Annotated in this window: 25 protein-coding genes; 18 read left to right on the plus strand and 7 right to left on the minus strand. The window is 39.4% G+C overall.

The genetic code is table 11. The features are described from left to right. The first annotated feature begins 244 nt into the window (after positions 1–244). The 15 genes from ACSYSK_RS00305 to ACSYSK_RS00375 all read left to right on the plus strand — a co-directional run bounded on the left by ACSYSK_RS00305 (position 245) and on the right by ACSYSK_RS00375 (position 12,454). Complete coding sequence (locus ACSYSK_RS00305) at positions 245–1,114, plus strand: helix-turn-helix domain-containing protein (RefSeq protein ID WP_491714975.1); 870 nt, start codon at positions 245–247, stop codon at positions 1,112–1,114. A 406-nt stretch (positions 1,115–1,520) separates the two neighbouring features. Further along, a complete protein-coding gene (locus tag ACSYSK_RS00310) occupies positions 1,521–2,804 on the plus strand; it encodes an ABC transporter ATP-binding protein (protein WP_491714976.1) in 1,284 nt (427 codons plus the stop codon). Positions 2,805–2,842: 38 nt separating this feature from the next. Further along, on the plus strand, positions 2,843–3,508 hold the full coding sequence (locus ACSYSK_RS00315; RefSeq protein WP_491714977.1) for an ABC transporter ATP-binding protein: 666 nt from the start codon (positions 2,843–2,845) through the stop codon (positions 3,506–3,508). Then, positions 3,505–4,668 carry an ABC transporter permease gene (locus ACSYSK_RS00320; RefSeq protein ID WP_491714978.1) on the plus strand — a complete coding sequence of 388 codons (1,164 nt, stop codon included), beginning with the start codon at positions 3,505–3,507 and terminating at the stop codon, positions 4,666–4,668. The genes ACSYSK_RS00315 and ACSYSK_RS00320 overlap by 4 nt, the downstream gene beginning before the upstream one ends. Further along, entirely contained in the window at positions 4,658–5,269 is a 612-nt protein-coding gene (locus ACSYSK_RS00325) for a CPBP family glutamic-type intramembrane protease (RefSeq protein WP_491714979.1), read from the plus strand. Before ACSYSK_RS00320 ends, ACSYSK_RS00325 begins: the two co-directional genes overlap by 11 nt. 24 nt (positions 5,270–5,293) lie before the next feature. Continuing rightward, positions 5,294–5,719: a hypothetical protein gene (locus ACSYSK_RS00330; protein ID WP_491714980.1), complete on the plus strand. Its 426-nt coding sequence runs from the start codon at positions 5,294–5,296 to the stop codon at positions 5,717–5,719. Positions 5,720–6,401: 682 nt separating this feature from the next. Further along, positions 6,402–7,121 (plus strand): hypothetical protein, encoded by a 720-nt coding sequence (locus ACSYSK_RS00335; RefSeq protein ID WP_491714981.1) that lies wholly within the window; start codon positions 6,402–6,404, stop codon positions 7,119–7,121. A gap of 54 nt (positions 7,122–7,175) precedes the next feature. Next, positions 7,176–8,339 (plus strand): ABC transporter permease, encoded by a 1,164-nt coding sequence (locus tag ACSYSK_RS00340; protein WP_491714982.1) that lies wholly within the window; start codon positions 7,176–7,178, stop codon positions 8,337–8,339. Between the two features lie 4 nt (positions 8,340–8,343). Then, a complete protein-coding gene (locus tag ACSYSK_RS00345) occupies positions 8,344–8,730 on the plus strand; it encodes a hypothetical protein (protein ID WP_491714983.1) in 387 nt (128 codons plus the stop codon). 151 nt (positions 8,731–8,881) lie between these two features. Beyond that, positions 8,882–9,187 (plus strand): PadR family transcriptional regulator, encoded by a 306-nt coding sequence (locus tag ACSYSK_RS00350; protein ID WP_491714984.1) that lies wholly within the window; start codon positions 8,882–8,884, stop codon positions 9,185–9,187. A gap of 3 nt (positions 9,188–9,190) precedes the next feature. Beyond that, complete coding sequence (locus tag ACSYSK_RS00355) at positions 9,191–9,730, plus strand: DUF1700 domain-containing protein (RefSeq protein ID WP_491714985.1); 540 nt, start codon at positions 9,191–9,193, stop codon at positions 9,728–9,730. Beyond that, positions 9,731–9,886, plus strand: a complete 156-nt coding sequence (locus tag ACSYSK_RS00360; RefSeq protein ID WP_491714986.1) for a hypothetical protein — start codon at positions 9,731–9,733, stop codon at positions 9,884–9,886. A gap of 25 nt (positions 9,887–9,911) precedes the next feature. Further along, positions 9,912–10,658 (plus strand): hypothetical protein, encoded by a 747-nt coding sequence (locus ACSYSK_RS00365; RefSeq protein WP_491714987.1) that lies wholly within the window; start codon positions 9,912–9,914, stop codon positions 10,656–10,658. Next, on the plus strand, positions 10,659–11,330 hold the full coding sequence (locus ACSYSK_RS00370) for an ABC transporter ATP-binding protein (protein WP_491714988.1): 672 nt from the start codon (positions 10,659–10,661) through the stop codon (positions 11,328–11,330). After that, positions 11,327–12,454, plus strand: a complete 1,128-nt coding sequence (locus ACSYSK_RS00375) for an ABC transporter permease (RefSeq protein ID WP_491714989.1) — start codon at positions 11,327–11,329, stop codon at positions 12,452–12,454. The genes ACSYSK_RS00370 and ACSYSK_RS00375 overlap by 4 nt, the downstream gene beginning before the upstream one ends. Positions 12,455–12,841: 387 nt before the next feature. Here the strand turns inward: ACSYSK_RS00375 and ACSYSK_RS00380 are convergent, their stop codons facing one another. The 5 genes from ACSYSK_RS00380 to ACSYSK_RS00400 are packed head-to-tail and all read right to left on the minus strand — an operon-like array spanning position 12,842 to position 16,005. Then, positions 12,842–13,585, minus strand: a complete 744-nt coding sequence (locus ACSYSK_RS00380; RefSeq protein WP_491714990.1) for a class II aldolase/adducin family protein — start codon at positions 13,583–13,585, stop codon at positions 12,842–12,844. A gap of 23 nt (positions 13,586–13,608) precedes the next feature. Further along, a complete protein-coding gene (locus ACSYSK_RS00385; protein WP_491714991.1) occupies positions 13,609–13,770 on the minus strand; it encodes a hypothetical protein in 162 nt (53 codons plus the stop codon). Between the two features lie 21 nt (positions 13,771–13,791). Then, complete coding sequence (locus tag ACSYSK_RS00390; protein ID WP_491714992.1) at positions 13,792–15,162, minus strand: PTS galactitol transporter subunit IIC; 1,371 nt, start codon at positions 15,160–15,162, stop codon at positions 13,792–13,794. Between the two features lie 29 nt (positions 15,163–15,191). Further along, positions 15,192–15,515, minus strand: a complete 324-nt coding sequence (locus ACSYSK_RS00395) for a PTS sugar transporter subunit IIB (protein ID WP_491714993.1) — start codon at positions 15,513–15,515, stop codon at positions 15,192–15,194. 19 nt (positions 15,516–15,534) lie between these two features. Then, positions 15,535–16,005 carry a PTS sugar transporter subunit IIA gene (locus tag ACSYSK_RS00400; RefSeq protein WP_491714994.1) on the minus strand — a complete coding sequence of 157 codons (471 nt, stop codon included), beginning with the start codon at positions 16,003–16,005 and terminating at the stop codon, positions 15,535–15,537. A gap of 227 nt (positions 16,006–16,232) precedes the next feature. On the opposite strand from ACSYSK_RS00400, the gene ACSYSK_RS00405 reads away from it, so the two are divergent. Continuing rightward, complete coding sequence (locus tag ACSYSK_RS00405) at positions 16,233–16,979, plus strand: DeoR/GlpR family DNA-binding transcription regulator (protein WP_491714995.1); 747 nt, start codon at positions 16,233–16,235, stop codon at positions 16,977–16,979. 12 nt (positions 16,980–16,991) lie between these two features. Beyond that, positions 16,992–17,942 (plus strand): 1-phosphofructokinase family hexose kinase, encoded by a 951-nt coding sequence (locus ACSYSK_RS00410; RefSeq protein WP_491714996.1) that lies wholly within the window; start codon positions 16,992–16,994, stop codon positions 17,940–17,942. A 324-nt stretch (positions 17,943–18,266) separates the two neighbouring features. Here ACSYSK_RS00410 and ACSYSK_RS00415 read toward each other — a convergent pair whose 3' ends face one another. Further along, on the minus strand, positions 18,267–19,508 hold the full coding sequence (locus tag ACSYSK_RS00415; RefSeq protein WP_491714997.1) for an alcohol dehydrogenase catalytic domain-containing protein: 1,242 nt from the start codon (positions 19,506–19,508) through the stop codon (positions 18,267–18,269). Positions 19,509–19,617: 109 nt separating this feature from the next. After that, entirely contained in the window at positions 19,618–20,583 is a 966-nt protein-coding gene (locus ACSYSK_RS00420) for a sugar-binding transcriptional regulator (protein ID WP_491714998.1), read from the minus strand. Positions 20,584–20,776: 193 nt separating this feature from the next. Between ACSYSK_RS00420 and ACSYSK_RS00425 the strand changes: the two genes are divergently transcribed. Further along, complete coding sequence (locus ACSYSK_RS00425) at positions 20,777–21,580, plus strand: SDR family oxidoreductase (protein ID WP_491714999.1); 804 nt, start codon at positions 20,777–20,779, stop codon at positions 21,578–21,580. The last annotated feature ends 5 nt before the right edge of the window (positions 21,581–21,585 follow it).

Raw genomic sequence — 21,585 nt, forward strand, 5'->3', positions numbered from 1 at the left:
TTCAGTGTAACTTAATATTTTTGGTATAATTAATTTGTTAGCGGTTAATCACACGCAATTCACGGAGATAATGCTAAAGTGCTGATAATAGAATCAACCAAAGAATCATTATAATCAACTCCTCTTGTAGAAATAAATGTTTTACTTCAAGAGAAATTATATGATTAATTTAAAGTAATTCTGGTTTTATTCTCCAAATTGCGTAAAGTAATGCCAATCTGCACAATATATGGAGGTATTAATAATGGAAATTGGTGAATTAATAGCGCAAGTTAGAGAAGATAAGAATATGACGATCACTCAGTTAATTGGAGAGCGGATAACGATGTCAACGTACAGTCGTTTTGCAAGCGGGAAAAGAAGTACGAGTGTTGATAATTTCATCTATCTGTTAGATCAGCTACACGTTACCTTCGATGAGGTGTTATATATGGATGATGATTATTCTGGAAGAAAATACGATCAGTACTTAGCTGAACTGCAGGAAGCCGGAGCGGTTGGCGATGTCACTAAAATTGAGAGAGTAAAAAAGAAAGCTAAGGTATCTTTAACTGAAACGAATAATATTGAATTTCACCACTTAGTTGATAATTGCCAGTTGCTTGAAAATGTAATAAAAAAAGAACCTTTTGATGAAAAGGCTAAGACTGAGATATTAGACTACTTGAAGGAAACACAGTTATGGACGCGTTATGAATTAAGACTATTTAGTAATGTTATGTTTGTTTACCAGCTTTCGGAGATAGAACCTTTAAAAAAGAGAATTTTGCGCCATATTGAACGTTATAGTGATATGTATAAGTATGGTAACGAGGCGTTCAGGGTGCTAGCAAATTATTTTCAACTTTATGTAATAGCGGGGCAAGTCACTAAAGCTGCAGATACTTTAAAAAGTTTACAACGGATCGAGCTTAAAAGTAGCATGGTGTATGAAAAAATAACATTGAACTTTTTTGAAGGAATCATGGCAGTCCTCTATGAGGATGAAGTCGGAGTTAGGAAGATCAAAGATGTGATCAAAATTTATGAGCTTATGGGCGAAACGGGGCAAAAAGTTGCAACGGAAAAATATTTGCAAGAATTATTGAAAAAATATCCGCTAAGTAAGAAATAGACGAAAAAGAATTAGTTCTCTGAAACTAAATTCAGTAAGACGGCTAGAAAGTGGGCAGTAAAACTTTTTGGCCGTTTTTTAATTAAAAAACTATAATTCATTATATATTTAACGATTTAGCCTTTTGGCACTACACTAGTCCATTTGGCAAAAATTCAAGTAATTAACTAAAGACAGGGATATACTGATAACTGTAAATAAGTTGTGCGAAAATATAACTATATATCATTTTATTTTTTATGAAGAGAGTTGATTTATATAAAGGAAAATTAAATAGAGATAACTATGAGTAAAGAGTAGATTGGAGGAGGGGAGTAAAGTTAAGTCAAATTTAAAATCTAAATATGCTCTAAGGACTACTTTTAACTTACTAACAATTACGCATCCAAGGTACTGGAAGTTTTTATTGGGTTTATTTTTAGGTATCGGTGCTAGTATTACACAACTGATAGTTCCTAAATTAGTTCAATTGGTTCTTAGTAATTTAAAGAATGGAGTAAGTTTGAAGTTAGTAGCTGTTATTTTAATTATGTTTATTGTTAGTGCTATTTTTAGTTCATTATCTGGAATTATTTTGAGCCTATTTGGAGAGGATGTGGTTTCGAAATTACGTAAGTTATTTTGGAATAAATTGATTCATTTAAGAATTAGCTATTATGATGAAATAAAGTCAGGTGAAGTAACATCACGGCTGATCAGTGATACTACTCAAATTAAGGATCTATTAACAATATCTTTTCCTCAATTAGTTAGTTCATTACTCCAATTTTTTGGATCGATCTTAATAATGTTTTTAATGGATTGGAAAATGACACTCATTATGTTGGTAACTGTACCGCTAACTATGGCTATTATGTTGCCAATAATGAAAAAGTCTAGTGAAGTTGGACAGCAAAGACAAGATGAGCTTGCTAGGTTCAGTGGAGCTAGTAATGAAACATTAGGCGAAATTCGGTTAGTAAAAACCTCTGGAGCAGAAATATTTGAGGGCAAGAACGGTAATAATTATATAGATAATCTTTATAAAATTGGTATAAAAGAAGCAATATATGATTCAATTGTTGGACCATCTGGTGGAGGAAAGTCAACTGTTTTTAGCTTAATTGAACGTCTTTACAATCCAACTAAAGGTAATATCGTAATAGGTAATAAAAATATCAAGGATATTAATCTCTATAATTGGCGTTCACAAATAGGATATGTTAGTCAAGATGCGTCGATCATATCTGGTTCAATTAGACATAATCTTACGTACGGACTAAGCAAGTCTGAATTTAGTGACGAAAAATTATGGCAAGTTCTTAAATTAGCTTATGCCGATAGTTTTGTAAAAGATTTAGACCAGGGATTAGATACAGAAGTAGGCTCACGAGGTATTAAATTAAGCGGTGGTCAGCAACAACGAATTGCTATTGCTAGAGCTTTTCTAAGAAATCCTAAAATTTTAATGTTGGATGAAGCAACTGCCAGTTTAGATTCAGAATCAGAAGCAATGGTTCAAAAAGCTTTGAAAATTTTGATGAAGGATCGTATGACTTTGATAATTGCTCATAGACTCAGTACTGTTGTGGATGCTGAAAATATTTATTTTATAGAAAATGGTCATGTTAGTGGGAATGGAAAACATAAAGAGCTTATGAAAAAGTTACCATTATATCGTGATTATGTAAGAATGCAATTTAAATATTAATTATTAACTTTTTAAGCTTAAATAATTTGGGAGGAATTATGAACGTTTTAGTAAATATTAGCAGTTTAAATAAGAAAAACCCAAATAATGATAATATGTTTATAATTGAGAATTTAAATTTTAAAGTATCATCGGGTTCATTTGTTTCTATCATGGGTAAGTCGGGATCTGGTAAGTCAACTTTGCTTAATATTATAGGGTTGCTGGATAGTAAATTTAAAGGATCATATTTTTTTAATAGTAAAGATGTATCCAAATTATCAGATGATGATCTTGCTAAAGAAAGATTGCGCAATATTGGATTTATTTTTCAAAATTATAAGTTACTTCCTGAGTACACCGTAAAAGAAAATATATTACTTTCTAATATTTATTCCGAATCAAAAATTGCTGATGAAAAGTTGTATGAAGTAGTTAAAGCGGTAGAATTGTCTGATAAAATAAATGAATTTCCCAATAATTTGTCTGGTGGTCAGCAACAAAGAGTTGCTATAGCTCGTGCTTTAATAAATGGCCCCAAATTGCTAGTAGCTGATGAACCAACAGGTGCTTTGGATGCTGAAACTGGAGTAATGATAGTGGAGTTACTAGAAAAGTTAAATAAAAATGGGCAAACAATTGTTTTAGTTACTCATGATCGGGATGTTGCAGAATATTCACAAATAAAATATGAATTAATAAATAAAAGATTGGTATTAAGATGAAAATTTATAATAAAATTATAAAAGATGTTATTTTGCAAATCACAAGACATAAAATGAAAAGTTTTATGACAGTAATTGCAATTGCAATTGCTAGTTTAACAATTTTATTAGTTGTTTCCAGCAATTCGTATATGAATCAAGATTTAAATAAACAATTGGGTGTTAATTCTCCAATTACTGTTATGTATGATTCGAGTAATAAAACTTCAAATGCAGGTTTTACATATCATGACGTTAAATTAATAAAAAATATTAAAGGAGTTGATAAAGTAAAGTTACAAAGTCAAGGTTTATCAAGACAATTAGCGGTTAAAGTGTTGGGACAAACTTCTCAGCGGACAATACGTTCTTTAAGTGAAGTTAATAAGAATAATACTCTCTCCGTTGTTAAAGGAAATTTGAACAAAATGAAGACCGGAACCAATGCAGTAATTAGTGATGAAATGGCAAATAGTGTATCAAATGGAAAAAAAGCTGCAAAAATTTTAGGTAAATATTTGTATATTAAGAATCAAAAATTTAAAATTGTAGGAATTTTTTATACTACGAGTGATACATCTTTATTACCAGATATAGTTATTAGCAGTAAAAATTTATCTAAGATCAATTTAAACAGCTACGATAGTATGATAGTTTTCCCTGCCAAAAAATATTCTAAAAATTTGATGTATGAAATATCTAGGCAGTTAAATCGGAAAGGGATAGCAAAAAATTATGGTAGGTATGCAGTTATAAATCGTGATAAAGCTTTAAAGGAATCTAAAGATTCTGTTAAAGCAAGTAAGTTCATGTTTTTGATGATTAGTTACGTAGCGCTTTTTGTTGCTGGTTTTGGGGTAATGAATTCTTTGTATGCTTCAATTTCAGAACGTAGTCAAGAAATTGCTATACGTAGGTCTTTAGGAGCATCGAAATTTGATATTCAATTTTCTTTTCAAATTGAAGGTACTTTGTTAACTATAGCGGGAGGAATATTTGGAATATTAATTGCGTCTTTAATTAGTATGATAGCACATTTTGTAGGAGTTCCCATGAATTTGTCTTTGATTAGTATTATTTTAAGTTTAGTTGCAACTATTGTTATAGGTTTGATTTTTAGTTATTTTCCAGCAATAAAGGCTGCGACTCAAAATATTGTTGAGGGGTTAAATGATTATTAGTAAGAAGCAAGGCTTAATAATATTGCAAGATATATTATTTATAGTGATGAGTGGTACAATTCCGGCGTTTGGTACTATTTTATTATTTTTAATTTCAACGCATCTTGACGCATTGGTGACGGGGTTGTGGACAAAAATTGTTTATCTAATCTTTGTTTTAGTTGGTATTTGGTTTTTAAATAAATATAACGATAAGGATATGCTAACATCTATTAGCCGATTAACCTTGGAATTTATTTCGGTGATGGTTTTTACTATTGTGATGATAATACTATTTAATTATTTGAAAACTGAAAAATTATGGAAAATCATTGTGGTAGTAATGACATATACTATTACTGGATTTGCAGAAGAAATCTTATATCGGAAATATTTAATTAAAACTTTTACTGATGTAGGTATTACATTTTGGATAGCAAATATGATACAAGCTCTGTTATTCGCATTTATTGGGCATTTTGGGCTACCAATCATGGATAATTTTATTTGGCGCTTGCCATTTGGACTAATATTTGGTTTGTTAAGTTATAAAATTAAAAGTACGGTAATTTTAGGGGATTTACATTCTATTTATGATTTGATAATGTGGTTTTATTTTTAGATTTTTTGAAGATGGGTGAAAATAATGAAGCTAAAAAGGATAGATATATTTTTATTGACATTTTTGATATTAGTTAGTTTGTTTTGTTTAGTTATTATAAATAAAATAAATATTATTCAATTTATTGCTTTTAGTATGATATTATCTGTAACTTGGAGTTGGTTAGTTGGTCACATGATGACAGAGTTGGTGGATAGAAATAAAATTTTAAAAATAATAATAATTACATTATCAAGTTTGTTATTTGTTTATATTTTTTATGGAGTTGTTTGGAGATATATTCCTATGACAACTATTGAAAATAATACACATTTTGGTCCTACTGAAAGCATAACGTTTAATGCCCATATAAATATGGGAACATATGCAGCTAATTTTGTTCAACAATTAGTTATAACTTCTTTTTTTTACTTGATCTCAAAGTACGTAATAAAAATAAAGAATAAGTGATTGGCACTGTGCAATTCACATTTAGTACACGTAAGTTCAAAATCTAAAAATACACATGAATGTGTCAAAATAATTCAATAGCCAATCGTTTAATTTTAGCGACTAAAGTTTTTTAGTTTTGTTAATGTGAATAATGATACTACTGAATTGTATGTTGAAAATTTTGATGTGTTTATTGTGTGAAGGGAGGTATTATCATGTCAGTATTTAAGTTACTACAATCGGTTTCATGGTTCTGGGGTGCTTATCATCATGTAACATATGACAGAAATGGTCATAGAAAGAGCTAATTAAGTGATTCAGGTTTTCACTAAACAAGTGTTAAGGAGGATATTATCATGTCAGTATTTAAGTTACTACAATCAGTTTCATGGTTCTGGGGTGCTTACCATCATGTAACATATTACAGTAATGGTCGTAAAAAAAGCTAATTAAGTGGTTTTAGGTTTCATACTAACAGGCGTTGATGAGCAAAAATCAACGCCTGTTTTTTGTTCTAAAAATTTCTGGTTGTTTTTTTAAAACTACTTGGTATCTCGTTTTTTGTCAGAATATTAAGTGTAAAAATTTTAATTGCTTTTACAAAACAAATTTTATTAATTAATACAGCAATAAATTATCTGTTTACATTAATTATTTATTGTTTTACAATAATAAAAGTGGAGGGGAGGAAAGACAGTGGATGAAAAATAAGGTAATTTTGTTAATCTTGATTGTCGTTGGCTTTGTCGGTTTAGGTTTTTTAATTACTAATTACAATCGAACAAATATTAGTAAGTCACACACTAGTTATTACCGCGTTGTTAAGCAAAAAGATTTGGTATTAAATGGGGTGGTTAAGCCTAAAGAAATTAGGAAATTACCTCCTGCTAACGATAAGGATCTACTAGTCAGTAATGGTGATCACGTAGAGCAAGGGGAGGTAATTTATGATTCTAAATATATGGCACCAATTACAGGAAAACTTGTAGTCAACGATAACAATACGTTTGAAATTGTGAGCGATGAGGTCTATGTAGATGCTACTATTTCTGAGTTAGATCGGGATTTATTGCAGGTCGGAAGTAATGTGCAGGCCGTGACTTTAGACGGTAAAAATAGTTACGCCAGCCAGATCAGTAAAATTGATGTGCTGCCAACGACCGGGAACGCTGCAATTTCTCGCTATCATCTACAGGCGGGGATTCAAAATGTCGCGGTGGGGACTCATTTACACTTGCTAGTTTCGTACCACGATGTGGCGATTCCTAATAAGTACATTAAAAATCGGCGGATCACACTCAAGAAAAAAGGAAGTTCTAAATGGCAGACAGTACGAGTTAACGTAACGAAAAAAGACGAGCAGTGTTATGTAGCATTAACTGAAGTACCAGTGGGTTCTCAGCTAAAAAAGATGAAGTAATTGTGCTGTTAGCTAAGTTATTAGTAATGAATTGGATGGTGAGAAGGTAACGAAGTGAAATTGAACATGTTAGGTAAAAATTTATTGCAATCTTTGTATGTTAACAAACGACAAACATTACTAACGATGGGGTCACTGATGATCGGTATTGTGAGTATTTTATTGATTTTAAGTTTGGGAAATGGTGTTAAAAAAGCGATCACACAACAGCTATACGAGGTGACAGGTGGGCGAAAAACTTTTACGGTAAATTGTATTACTAGTAGTGATGGTGCAGGTTTTACGGTCAAAGACCAGCGCGGAATTGAAAGTTTACCACACGTGCAAAAAGTCCAATTAACGAATACTTCTAATCTGAATAATGTTATCGTATACAGTGATGCTATAGGAATAAAAAAAAGCGGAGATTACGATCGAATTGGACGTAAATATATAAATTCCGATGTCAAGGTGCTTAAAGGAAACTCTTTGAGTAAGATAAAAAATACTCATGATAATGAAATTTCAATTAAAAATACGTTAGCCAAAAAAATATATGGCACTACGGATGTTTTGAATCAAGTTGTTAGGATAAACAATTTTAATTATTACATCACTGCTGTTTACCAAGGATTAGAAGAAACACCGGATTTATTGTTATCACAGCAGGCTAACTCACAAACGAGAAATTTTATTTTGCAGCATAATCGGATGAAAATTTGGTACACGGCACAAAAAACGCAAACTAAAAGAAAAGTATTGCATTATTTGCACAATTACGGGGAAAATAATTATTCAGGTTCGTATGTGTTAGAAGACATGCATCAAATCGTTGAACAAATTCAGAAAACAACGTCATTAGCGACAAACTTGATTGCCGGAGTGGCGGGAATTTCACTGATCGTAGCAGGATTTGGGGTGATGAGTTCCAGTTATTCTGCGATTGCAGAGCGTAGAAACGAGATTGGGTTAAGACGTGCGTTTGGCGCCACGCAAAAAAATATTCGGAATCAATTTATGCTTGAAGGAGGATTGATGATTTTTTTAGCATCGTTGTTGTCGGTAATTTTGGTAATCAGTATGAGCGTATTTTTAAGTAAGTGGTTAGGCATTCAGTTGATTTTTACGATAGGAAACGTGATAGTGGCGATTTTGTTACCGACAGTCATTGGGTTAATTTTTACGTATTTTCCGGCAGTGGCGGCGTCACAGAAAAATGTAGTGGACTTATTGAGGTGAAATAATGAAAAAATTTGACTGGATTCTTGTGGTAATTACAGTGCTGGAAATGTTAGTGACATTGCTATTGTATAACTCTTTTACGGTCTTAACGTTGGTAATTTTAACGACTTTGCTGCCGTCGGTTTTGTTGGCTCTTTTGGGTGCACGACTGAGTTACGCGCGCACCGGCCGTTATTCAGCGGTAAATATTTTATTAGTATCTGCGCTGGCTGCGCTCATCGTTCTTGCATACTCGTTACTTTTTCCGTGGGCAAGCTTGATCGTGCAACAACATTCGCTGATCGATTTCACGCCGAGTTTAGGCAACGTTATTTCTACGGTAGTGACTGAATTTATTTTAACTTCGATTAGTTTTTTAGCAGTTAAATGGACGAGTAAAAATAAGTAAGATAGTTGATGCGTAATAAAATTCAGGATAAAGGAGATGTTGCGAAAAACGTCTCCTTTTTTATTAAATTTCGGTTGACAACTGAACTTAAATAGACTACCTTATACATAGTACATCGCATTACATAGTATAATGTTTAAGGAGGCATTGAATGAACCTACAATTAAAAAAAGGTTTGCTGGATGTCTGTGTTTTAGCACAGTTGCAGCGAGGCGAATCTTACGGCTACGAGATCATTAAAAACTTGGCACCGCTCATCGAGATCCCGGAATCAACGCTGTATCCGATTTTAAAACGGCTATTGAAACAAAAGGCGATCAAAGAAGAAAGCCGGATCCATAATAATCGGATCAGAAAGTATTATCAGCTTACTGAAGTAGGGGAGGCGGCCATCAAACAGTTTTTAGCCGAGTGGGCCGAGGTCGAGAAAATTATTACGTTTATTAGGGGGAAGTAGTCAATGACTAAAGCAGAATTTTTGATCGAGTTACAACTTAAGCTTAAAAAATACGGCGTTGGTAACGGCAAGCAGTACGTCGATTACTATGAAGAATACTTGGATGATTTGTTAGAAGACGGTTACCAAGAACAACAAGCCCTGCAAAAAGTTGGCGGAGTAGATAAAGTAGTGATGGCGATCCTAGCAGATGAAAATGTTCAAGTTTCTTCTTCGGTAAGTAAGTTAAAAAGTTTATTTTTATTTTTGGGGATTCCGGTCTGGGGACCATTATTGTTGGCAGGTTATATCATCCTGTTAGCTCTTGAAGTAACGCTTTTCATCTGTACGGTTGCTTTTTTGCTCGCCGGTTGTTGGTTATTATTAGGAAGCTTTGTGGTGTTAGTCAAGGGGGGACTAGCCTATTTTATCTTGCAACTGGGGCTTGCCGCGTTTTTTGGCGGTGCTGGTTTGGTGTTATGGCAGGGATTCTTATACAGCATTCCGTGGTTATGGTCGTTGATCCAGTTTGTCTTTCATAGTTTTAGCGAGGGGGAAAATTAAATGTTACACGTTAATAAAAAAGTGCTGTTAGTGGGGTTATCCCTGTTAGCTGTAGGTTTAGTTTTGGTACTGATAGCTTCTTGTATTTTCGGTTTTGATCTGACCAAGATGTTGCGTTACGGAGGTCAGTGGTACACCGGAACTTGGCATAACTAGAAGTAATTAAAAGGGGGAAGTAATAATGAAGAAAAAAGGGATCTTGGCAACTAGTTTAGCAGTGATTATTTTGGTAGTCGGTGTGGGTATTTTCTGGCACGGGCGGCAAGTCAACGCGCAAAAAACGAATGCGCAAAATAAGCCCCAAACTAAAACTTATGTAGTTAAAGCTGCGCCTGCGTTACAGTTGAGTGCGACTGTTATTTACCAACAAAAATATGACTTAGTTAAAGAAAATACTGCTAATTTATTGGTTCAAAACGGAGAAAATGTTTGGAAGGGTGAAAAGTTAGCAACGACGGGACAAACTGCGCCAGTTACCGGGGTGTTTGAGACCGGTACAACGCAAAATTACGTTTATACCACGCCGTTTAAAACTCAAGGTGAAATTTCTGAGTATGATTTAGACAAAATGACGATAGGCGACCAAGTCAACGTTCAGTCACTGACCGGCAGTCAGGAAACGGCGCAACCGGCACAGGTGACGGATTTACAACTGAACTCTAACAAGACAGTTGCGGGTGTATCGTATTACCGCTTTGAGACCACGCTGCCGCAAGATTATCGCTTGGGACAACACGTGGTAGTTTCAGTTCCTGCTAAAACAGTACGGGTTCCGCGCGTGGCGGTTACGAAGCAAATTGTCAAACTCAAAGACGGCACTACTAAAACGTTGGCACCAGAACAGATCAAACAAAAAGACCACCAGTATGATTACGTTGACCAGCAGTATTTAGCGCCGGGAACCAAGCTAGTATATAAGGAGAAATAAATGGCAGCATTAATTGAACTACAACAAATCGAAAAAAGATATGACAGCCATTCTAACTATGCCTTAGACATTCCTAGCTTGGCGATCGAAGACGGTGAATTTCTGGCGATCATGGGGCCGTCGGGTTCGGGAAAGTCGACTTTTATTAACATTTTAGGGTTATTAGACACCAGCTACACGGGCACATACCAATTGAATGGCAAAAACGTTAAGCAAGTCAAAAGTGACCGGCGTTTATCACGACTGCGCAATCAGTACATTGGGTTTATTTTTCAGAATTTTAAGTTGCTGCGCAACTACACCGTCATGGATAACATCAACTTGCCGGCGCTGTATGGTAATCGTCCGTTTAATTCCAACAAAGAAAAAATCATGGAATTACTGGAACAAGTCGGCTTAAAGGACAAGGCTGATCAATATCCGACGCAGCTTTCAGGTGGGCAACAACAGCGCGTGTCGATCGCACGGGCGTTAGTCAATGACCCCGCAGTGATCATCGCGGACGAACCGACCGGCGCGCTAGACTCGACGACTTCGATCAAAATCATGAAGCTGATCCAATATCTGCACGAACAGCGGCATAAAACGATTATTATGGTGACACACAGTGACGTGGTGGCGGAATTTGCCGACCGAACGATCAAAATTCAAGATGGGCGGTTGTTATCATGAAAAAATTACTAAATAATTTGCGAATCGCAATGGTTAGTGTGCGCAAACGTTTTGTGCGTAACCTAGTGTCAATTATTGGGATTATCGTTGGGACTTTGAGTGTGTTGTTAGTGTTGGGATTGGGCAATGGCTTAGGCCACATGATCTCTACCCAGATGTTTCAGGGCTTTGGCGGTGACAAACTGACGATCGAGTATTCTCCTAACGAAGATACGGGGAGTTTTCGCCAGACAGACGTGCGGTTGGTGCGCAACATCGCCCATGTGCGTGCGGTCAAGTTGATGGCAGCCGATGCGAATTTCTATACTGTAAATGCCAAGGGTAAAAGTAAGTCGCTAGAAGTTTCCCCGCAAGGAAACGTTGACCCTAATACGATCAAGTTAAACCGGTATTTTTTACGGGGAACGAGTTTAGCCGGAGTCTCTGTCGGCGACTACGTTTTTATCAACAACATCCCGTTAAAGGTGCAAAAGATCTATAACGATCCGGTGGGACTGATGACTAACCCGGCCGGGGCACAGATTTCCCGGCACGATTACCGGGCACTCAAGGGAAGAACGCGTAATAATTATGAGATGCAAGTTAAGTTGACGAAGGGATTATCCGATCAACAAGCTAAAAAGGTAAAAAGTCAGATCATCACTACCCTAGAAGAACAGGGAAGTAGCCATTTGTTTGGCAGTTATGCTTGCCCCGATCCAAGTACGGCTAAGAAACAGTTAGAACAAATGATCGGTATGGTCGCGGCGGTGATCGCAGTGATCGCTGGTATCTCATTGATCACGGCTGGCATGGGGATCATGACGACGATGACGGCTAACATTGCGGAACGCACACAAGAGATCGGGTTACGTCGTTCGATTGGTGCTAGCAAATTCGATATTACGCTGGAGTTTTTAATGGAAGGAACCCTGTTGACGTTGAGTGGCGGTGTGATTTCCGTCGCGCTGACTTTGGGGATCCAAGGATTGGTCAATTCATTATCGTTGCATGGCTTTCGGGTGCTGATCACGCCGGTCAATTACTTATTTGTATTAGTAGTCGTCTTTATCGTTGGGCTGATTTTCAGTTACGCGCCGGCTAAACGGGCAGCGCGCCAAAATATCATTGATCTGATCAGGTAAAAGGAGTTGTGGAAAAAAGCGGTTAGCAGTCGAGCACTAGCCTAGTTTCAAAGTAAAACCCGCACTTGGGTTTTATTTTGAAACGTAGCTAGGCGCAAACTGCTGCTTTTTGGAGCACGATCAAATAAGTTGTGAAGTAAGTTAGATCAAGATAGCTGTCTTACGGAGCACGATTAATCACCTGTAAGTTAGATTGCTGGTTTGGCAAACGCGATTAAGACTATCATTTACGAATACGCAAAGCGGAGCCTGAGACAAAACTCATTGTTTTGTCCCAAGCCCCGTTTTTTAGTCCGCGACTGCTAATCGGCTTGACTTACAGCTTGTTTAATTGCGCTTCAGCTGGCAGCAGGTTGTGCTCGACTGCTAAGCGCCAGCTTTCACAGCTTACTTATTGTATAATGCTTTTCCTGCAACTACGTCTTCCCACGTACCGATCTTGCTACCTTCAGAATAGTAGCCATCCAACACACCGATCTTTTGTAATACGGTTTGTTTGTAAGCAACCTGTGCGTTCCATTCAGTAATATCGACGTCGGCTAACGACTTATGCAGCGCGGTTAATGGGTCCATGTCCTTACCTCCGGAGGTGAACAACGTACCGTGTGAATTTAACAAGAAGCCGTTGCGCAAAGCCTTATCTCCTAATTTTTTAACTTCGGCAGAAACGTACTGTGCTAATTCTTCCGTGCACATCGGGTGCCAGTCTAATGTGCGGATCTCTTTGAGTTTTTGCGTTGCTTCGGTTAGGTTAGGCATATTTAGTCCCGTCGTAGCCCAAAACATCGCTTTATCGGCGTGGGAATGAAAGACACACTTGATGTCCGGGTTAACGTCATAGATAGCTTCGTGCATGTTGATCTCCCGGGTAACTTTGCCGTTGCCAGAAAGCACCTTACGACTGTGAGGCTCGATCACTAAGATTTGGTCGGCAGTTAAGTGGCCGAGGTAGGCTTCAGACATCATCGTCGGTGTCATGACGTAATACTGATTGCCTTTTTCGTCGGTGACCCGAATACTGATATTACCGCCGACGATATTAGTGTCCCTGCGTTCCATAGTTTCTCTGACGACTTTAGCAAGGTCTTCGCGTTCAAATTCAAAGGGGATCCGTCCTGCTGGAAAATTCATGATAAAACTTCCTTTCACTATGTTTAATTATGTTGTTTAGGGGCAAAACCAAATTTTTTGATGGTTAGTCCTAAGATGATGACAAAGATATTTAGCCAGTATTGCTGACTGATCATGGCAACTAAAAAGAGAAGAAAAGCGATAAATGAGAGCAGTGTCCAGAAAAAATGATGTTCTTTTTTCATTAGCGTGCACCTATCCTTTGACTACTTAGCTGCTTCTTTTTTAGCTGGCATTTCGTAGTTTTTGCCTGGCAGTGGGTGTTTTTTGAAATAGAGATATAGTAAGACGAATAATCCAAGTAATGCGACCAGTCCGATAATTGCCCAGATATTTCCTTTGCCTGCCCAAGCCATTAAGAAACGCAGATCAGGTGCTTCCATTGAGCTCCATGAAACCTGAGAACCGTGAGGAACGTGGATCGCGTGGGTACTTTTAGCTAATTTGGTGAAGACGTTAGCGAAATAACTAGAGCCGTATAAGAATAAAGGTTCGTAGATCACGCCTAAAACGATCATGCGTAAGAGGTTACCGCCGGTCAAAAGCAAGCCGCCAACACCTAAACAGTAATTGATGACACCGGCGATCGGTAAGATGGTATTACCAGGTAAAATAGCAGCGAAAACGATAGAAACGGGGATCAGTAAGACCATCGTGACCCAGAGTTCCGTACTTTGTCCGAGGATCGGCCAGTCTAATCCGATCACGAATTCACGGCCTTTGATATGTTTTTTCATGAAATTACTCATCGTGGTTCCAAATGGGGTCAGGGCATCCATGAAGAATTTGGCCATAACAGGAAAGATCGCCATTACTGCACCGATCGAGATGGATAAGTTGAGCGCGTCGCCGATACTGTAGCGTCCGGCTAAAGCTAAAATCAAACCAATAATTGCGCCCATTACAACGGGTTCACTTAAAACCCCGATCCGCCGTTTTAAAGCGGTGGCATCCCAGCGTTTGTTGAAGACTGGGATGTAGTCCATGATTTTGTTGACCGGAAACATGATGGCAGCAGTAAAGGCTTCGATATGCGTGACGGTGACACCTTCGTAACCGAGCATGTCTTTGATTTCTGTCGACCACATGTCACCCATTTTTAACATAATAACGACCGTGATCCCAGCACACACATAAGCCCAGATCAAACTACCAGAACCCTGATAGACGATGTATGCCGTTAAAGCGATCCCCCAAATATTCCACATGTCGGCGTTCATTGTCTTGGACCAGTTAGCGAGGATCATGATCAGGTTAATTGCAATTTCGACGATGAAAAAAGTAAAGGCTAACGGCCACGCCCAGGTAATGGCAGCCGCACCGGTCCAGCCAAAATCGACGGCGGGTAAATTGATCCCCGTGTATTTTGCCAGTGCTTTAGCCGCTGGACTGACGGCAGTCGTTAAGTAATTGATCGCCATCGACATCCCGATAAAACCAGTGCCGAGATAGAGGCCGGAAAGAAAGGCTTTGGATGGCTTCATCCCAAAGATCAACCCTAAAATAATGATCAGGATAGGGACTAAAACTTGAGCGCCAACGTTTAAAATTGCTTGAACTACTGAATTAGCATCCATGGTAAAGTTCACTCCTTACAGTTTTGCTCTTAGTGGCCACTATTTTCTACGACCTCTTTTAATTTAGCGTTGGCATCATCTTCACCCATGCCAGTTAGCCAAGGTAAGCCGACCGTGCCAAAAACGTGTTGTTCATCAAGTACTTCTTGTAATTCGGCATCGGCAGGGGCAATTCCGACGTAGGCGATGATACTGGGGTCGCTTTCGATCGTAGACTTGGCGGTTTCAATTGGCTTAGGAGTTGCTTTAGCGTTATTTTCTAGGCCAACACTTTCTAAGTACTCGTTGATTTTATTGGCGATCTGTGGGCTGGTGGCTACTCCTGAGCCACAACAAACAAGAATTGTTTTCATGGTTTCTCCTCCTAATAGATCAGTGTTGTTTTACAGTTAGTCGGTTGGTAAAAAGGTGGTACATCTGTGTGGGACTCGTCATTTTGCTAAACTCGCTCACAAAAGCGTCGTCTTGGAAGAGTTCCATCAGCTTAGCTAAAAGATCGGGCTGTTTGCGTCCGTCTTTGATCCCTAAGAATAAAAAATAAGCAGCTTGCATATCTTGAGAATCTCCCATTTGTTTGACGGCCAGTGACTGACAGTTTTTGGCGATGTAGATAAACGGCCGTTCGATGTACTCACTGTCAACGTGGGGGAGGGCTACGGCAATACTGGGAAACATTAGTCCGGTAGGATACTGAATTTCTCTTTGAGCCAAACCCGTAATGTAACCTAATTTAGCAAAATTATGCTTGATCAGTTCACCTCCAATCAAATCGAATAATTGTTGTTCACTTTCGCACTGTAAATCGAGTGCGATCAGTTCTGAATGGAACATTTCTTGAATCATTTCATCACCCCCCCTGATGTTTAAAGTTAAACTATAAATCGTTTTCATTATAACTCTTAAATTGCTTATGTCAATAAAAAATCAAATTTATTGCATTTTATGTTCGAATAATCTTTTTAATTGTTTATAGTTGAACATTAAGTGCTAAACATTTATAGTGTAGGTGTAGGGAATTTTTGGTATACTAGGTTGACTAAATACAAACGTTTTAAAGGGGATGCTAATTAATGAGGGATAAGAAAAAACGTTTGGAAGCAATTGTTGACCTGGTAAATCAAACTGGCTATCAAACAACAAAAATGATTGCTCAGAATTTTAATGTTTCAACTATGACAATTCGGCGGGATCTGAATGAATTAGCCACAACAGATAGGATCAAAAAAACATACGGCGGCGCTAAACCGGTTAATGGCTTGCCGGAGTTTACGACCGACGAAAAGATGAAGAAAAATATTGCTGAAAAAAGAGAAATTGCTGCTAATATCGCACAGCTGATCCCGGACAACGCAACGATTTTTTTGGGTGCGGGGACGACGTTATTAACGACCGCTTCTTTGCTGAAAAAAAGGCAACTCACGGTAGTCACTAATAGCTTTCCGGCCTTTGTGGAGCTGACTAAAAGTAATTGTCGCTTGTTTTTGACGGGTGGGGAGTTACATAAAAACACCGGCGAGTTTTTAGGTGATTTTGCCGAGCTGATCTTTGCCGGACTTAATTTTGACTTTGCGATTGGTTCGACTAACGGTATCACGGCCAATAACGTGACTACTAACATTTCTAGTGAGGGTACGATCCAAAACGTGGCGTTTCAACGTGCTAAAAAAACGGTGATCGCGGCTGATCATACCAAACTAGGGCGTTCCGACGTGATCACTTTTCGCAATTTATCTGACTTTGACTATTTAGTAACTGATTCCGGAATTGATCAACAAACATTAAAGACCTATTCGAAATATACTAAAATTATTTATTAAGAAGGGATCTTTATGATTTTAACCGTGACGATAAATCCATCCGTAGACTACCTTTATCGCGTAGACGAACTAGAAGTCGGGAATTTAAATCGCGTGACCCGCGTCCAAAAAATGGTGGGCGGAAAAGGGATCAACGCAGCCAGGGTGGCGTCATTGCTGGGGGAACCGACGATTGCGACGGGATTTATTGGCGGGGAAAATGGTAAGTTTATCGTGGAACAGGCGCTAGGCGATCGTTACCGGGCACATTTTATCCAAACTCAAAAAGAAACGAGGAATTGCTACACTATTATCCAAGATAACGGGCAAAAAACCGAAGTCAATGAGTTAGGGATCGCGCCGACTGCGCAAAATGAGCAACAATTGGAGTCGCAGTTAAAAACGTTGTTAACAACTAATCAGATCACCGCACTATCTTTGAACGGCAGTTTGTATCCTGAAATGGCAACGAATAGTTACGCTAATTTGATCACTCTGATCAGAAAGTTCAGTCCCCAAACTAAAATAGTCCTCGATACTTCCGAACAGGCATTGACAAATACGTTGAGTTTGACCGCACTCCCCGACGTGATCAAGCCCAACGAACAGGAACTGGCGAATTTTGCTCAAGTTCCTGTGACTACTAAGCCGGAACAAATCAAACAGTTGTTGTTGCATAACGATTTGTTGCACCGGGTTCCGCAGATCTTCGTTTCTTTGGGGGAAGCGGGAGCCGTGATTAAAAATGAGGACCATTTTTATCGCGCCACTGTTCCGCACCAACGAATAATCAATACTGAGGGTTCCGGTGACTCGTTTGTCGGTGGGATCTTGGCCGCGTTCAGTAAAAAACTATCTTTTATGCAAGAGATCAAGTATGCTTTGTCGGCGGGGACTGCTAACGCGTTAGAGACCAAAACGGGTTATTTGGTCGCTGATAAGTTTACCAGTTTGCTTGACGAAGTGGCGGTAGAACAAATATAAAAAGAGACAAAAAAGGAGTTGTGGAAAAAAGCGATTAGCAGTCGAGCACTAGCCTAGTTTCAAAGTAAAACCCGCACTTTGGTTTTATTTTGAAACGTAGCTAGGCACAAACTGCTGCTTTTTGGAGCACGATCAAACAAGCTATGAGTCAAGCCAGTTGGCGGTGTCCTTAGGACCTAGACTGCTGGTTTGACGAATGCGATTAAGTCTATTATTTAGGGAAAACCAAAGAGAGGCTGGAACAAAACAAAGTTTTGCCCCAGCCTCTTTTTGGTCTCTTTTTATAGTCCGATCGTGCTCCTAAGAGCGGCTCGCCACGCTTTTTTATTTCGTGTCGATGTCTGGCATCTGTGCCAGGACCCACTGCTCAGCTTCCGGCGACCATAAGCCGTCGTGGGCGGCTAGAATTTTGCCGAGAGCTGACGTGGGGTCTACCTGTGCTAATTCTAGGCGGTCGAATTTCTTGCTGACGTAAGTTAGTTTTTTACCGCCACCGATTTGCGGTTGAGCTAAAATAGTTGCGGGAGTGGCGTTTAAGCCTAAAACGTGGGTGATCACCTTAGCGACGTTGACCTTGCGTGCGGCGATCATTTGGGCGGCCTGTTCTTCGTTATGAGCGTTTCCCCCGGAAGTACCGGCGACGTGGGTAAAGTTATAGTGGACGTCGTAGAAATTGACCGTCGCACTGAAGTCTTTTTTGATTGGCCCGGCAAATTGATTGAGACAGCCGTCTGCTCGTAATAACTCACCGGCCATGGTGACCAGTGAACTGACGCTGATCATGCTAAAGATGTCGTCGTAACCTTGCTGGTCAACTGCTGCTAGTAATGCTTGTTTTTGTTCCGCGATGGACAGCCCGTTGACATTAACGAATTTGATTTGGACTTCATCTGAAGGGTAGAGTTTTTTTGCGCGTTTTAATTTGGCGGCATCTAAATCAGTTACCACTAAGTTCTTGGGCTTGTTGTCGGCGTGCAAAGCGTAGTCGATCGCTAGCAATCCCATTGGGCCGGTTCCGCCGAGGATCAACGTGTTGCCGCTTGCCTTGATTCCCATTTGATGTTCGTAGGTGTGCGGGATCAGGTGAAACTGAGATTCGAAAGCGGCAATCACGCAACTGAGAGGCTCGCACAGAGCGCCTTCGTAATAGGCCTGGCCGTGAAAGGGGATCAGACAACCCAATTCCATGACTTCGTTAGGAATGATGACGTAAGTAGCGTTGCCGCCCACGTAAGGATAAGAATATCCGGGAACGAAAGGAGTGTCGTCCCTAGCTAAATTAGGCTGAATTACATAATCTTGATTTTCTTTAAACTGTCCTTGCCATTTCTTGCCGACCTTAATGATCTTGCCGCAAAATTCGTGGCCAGTCACGGCTGGATTTTGTTCCAGGTCAGCAGGCGTTTTTTTATGGTCTTCGCCTTCTTTAGCGAGTTTCCACGAGGACATGCACATTGTATCTGCAACGACGGTCGCTAAGATTTCATCGTCTTTGATTTCTGGGAGAGTGAAACTTTCTAAACGGAGGTCCTCTTTACCGTGGATCCTAATTCCGGTACTTTGCATATTATCAGAGCCTTTCACAAATGTTATTTATTTTGAATAGATTAACAATTGCTTGATATGGCTTAATATAACACTTACGAAATCACTTGCAATCATATTCAGATATTATTCACATTTGTGATTTGATTTGTTCGACCACGTTGTCCGTGGTGATCAAAACGTTGAAGATCTTGGCTCGCAGGCCGCCGATAATGGCGTCTATTTTTTTCTCACCGGCAGCGATCGCGATCGTTGTTTCCACTTGTTTTAGTGTTTTTAACTCCATTCCGACTAAGTTCGGGTAATTTTCCTGATATTCGTTGCCGCTGATGGAATATGCCTGTGACAAAATATCGCCGACCATCGATTGGTGATAGATCTCTCCTACTCCTTTTTGCTTATAAAATTCCCGCCAATTTTCGGTATTAACGTCTTTAGCGCTGCCGATACCGATGATCGCCAAGTTGACGTGTTTCCATGAATTAACGGTATCGAGGTTATTTTTAGTTGCGAGGATCTCTTTTTTAGCTGCAAACGAACTGATGAAAGCCGGTGAATTTAACGTCCCAATGGTAGAATTAGGAATTTTGTCACTTAGACTGGAAACTAATGAATTGGCTTGGCAGGCGATCTCCAGTTGGCCGAGGGGCCCGCCGATCAAAGGTACGACTTTAACGCGTTCGTAGGTTTCTTGCGGGTAAAAAGAAGCGATGACGGCTGCTAAGGTTTTACCCCACGATAGTCCGACGACCGTGTCGTTTTGTAAGTAGTTGTTGATGACTTCGTTAGCGTAAAGCGCCATCGAATCCAAGGTGTTTTGGTAAGTTTCTCTGGTGTCCGTGGGCACGACTACGGCTTGTTTTAACGCGAAATTGCGACATAAAAAAGCGGCTAACTCTTGGGTTTGTGAGTTGATAGGCGCCCGAACGACGGTTTGGACGATCCCCATTTTTTTGGCGAGCTTGAGCAAACGACTGATTTCGGTCCGGTGGATGTGGACGATGTTAGCGATTTGTTGTTGAGAAAGATTTTTTTCGTAATATAGTTTGGAGATCTCTATCAGGCGGTACATTTGTTCAGAATTTGAAAGTGTCATGTGTGGTTTTCCCCTTTATTTGAGTTGCCCTTAACATAGCACATTTGTGAGTTTATTTCAAAAAGCGTTTACATTAAGATGATGTTGTCATATTATTCGATGTGAATAGATTAACAATAGCTAGTTGATAAAAATCACGAATGTGAAATTATTGGGTACTAACAAATATAGCTAACTAACGGAGGAAATTAAAATGACAGCAGATTGGTTAAACTTAACGGATAAAGTATTCATCGTCACCGGGGGTTCTTCGGGGATCGGCGCCGCGATCGTCAGTGAGTTACTGGCTGATGGGGCCTACGTTTATAACGCAGACCTCCAATCCGGGCAGCAAAATAATGCCAAGTACACCTACGTTAAAACCGACGTGACGTCTGCCACGGATGTGAACGCATTAGTTGAGCAGGTGCAACAACAGCGTGGTCAGTTGGATGGCTTGGTCAATAACGCCGGGATCAACTTACCGCGTTTACTGGTCGACGACAAAGACCCACAAGGTAAATACGAATTTACGGCGGCAGATTTTACTAAGATGTTTAGCGTCAACGTTAAAAGTGTCTTTTTAATGGGGCAAGCAGTGGCACGCCAGTTGGTAAAACAGCGCCACGGGGTGATCGTCAATATGTCTTCGGAAGCCGGGCTAGAGGGCTCTGTCGGACAAAGTGTTTACTCCGCTACCAAAGGTGCAATTAACGGTTTTACCCGTTCGTGGGGCAAGGAATTAGGCGAATATAACGTGCGGGTAGTCGGGGTCGCTCCCGGGATCATGGAAGCTACGGGACTGCGCACGTTGGATTACGAGCAAGCGTTGGCGTACACCCGGCATAAAACGGTCGCCGATATCCGGGCGGGCTATAAGAGTAAAACTACTACGCCGTTGGGCCGCAGTGGGCGGTTGGCAGAAGTGGCCGATCTAGTGGCTTATTACTTGTCGGAGCGTGCCAGCTATATTACCGGTGTAACTACGAACGTGGCTGGTGGTAAATCTCGTGGATAGAAGAT

The sequence above is a fragment of the Ligilactobacillus sp. ESL1201 genome (genome assembly GCF_058503265.1).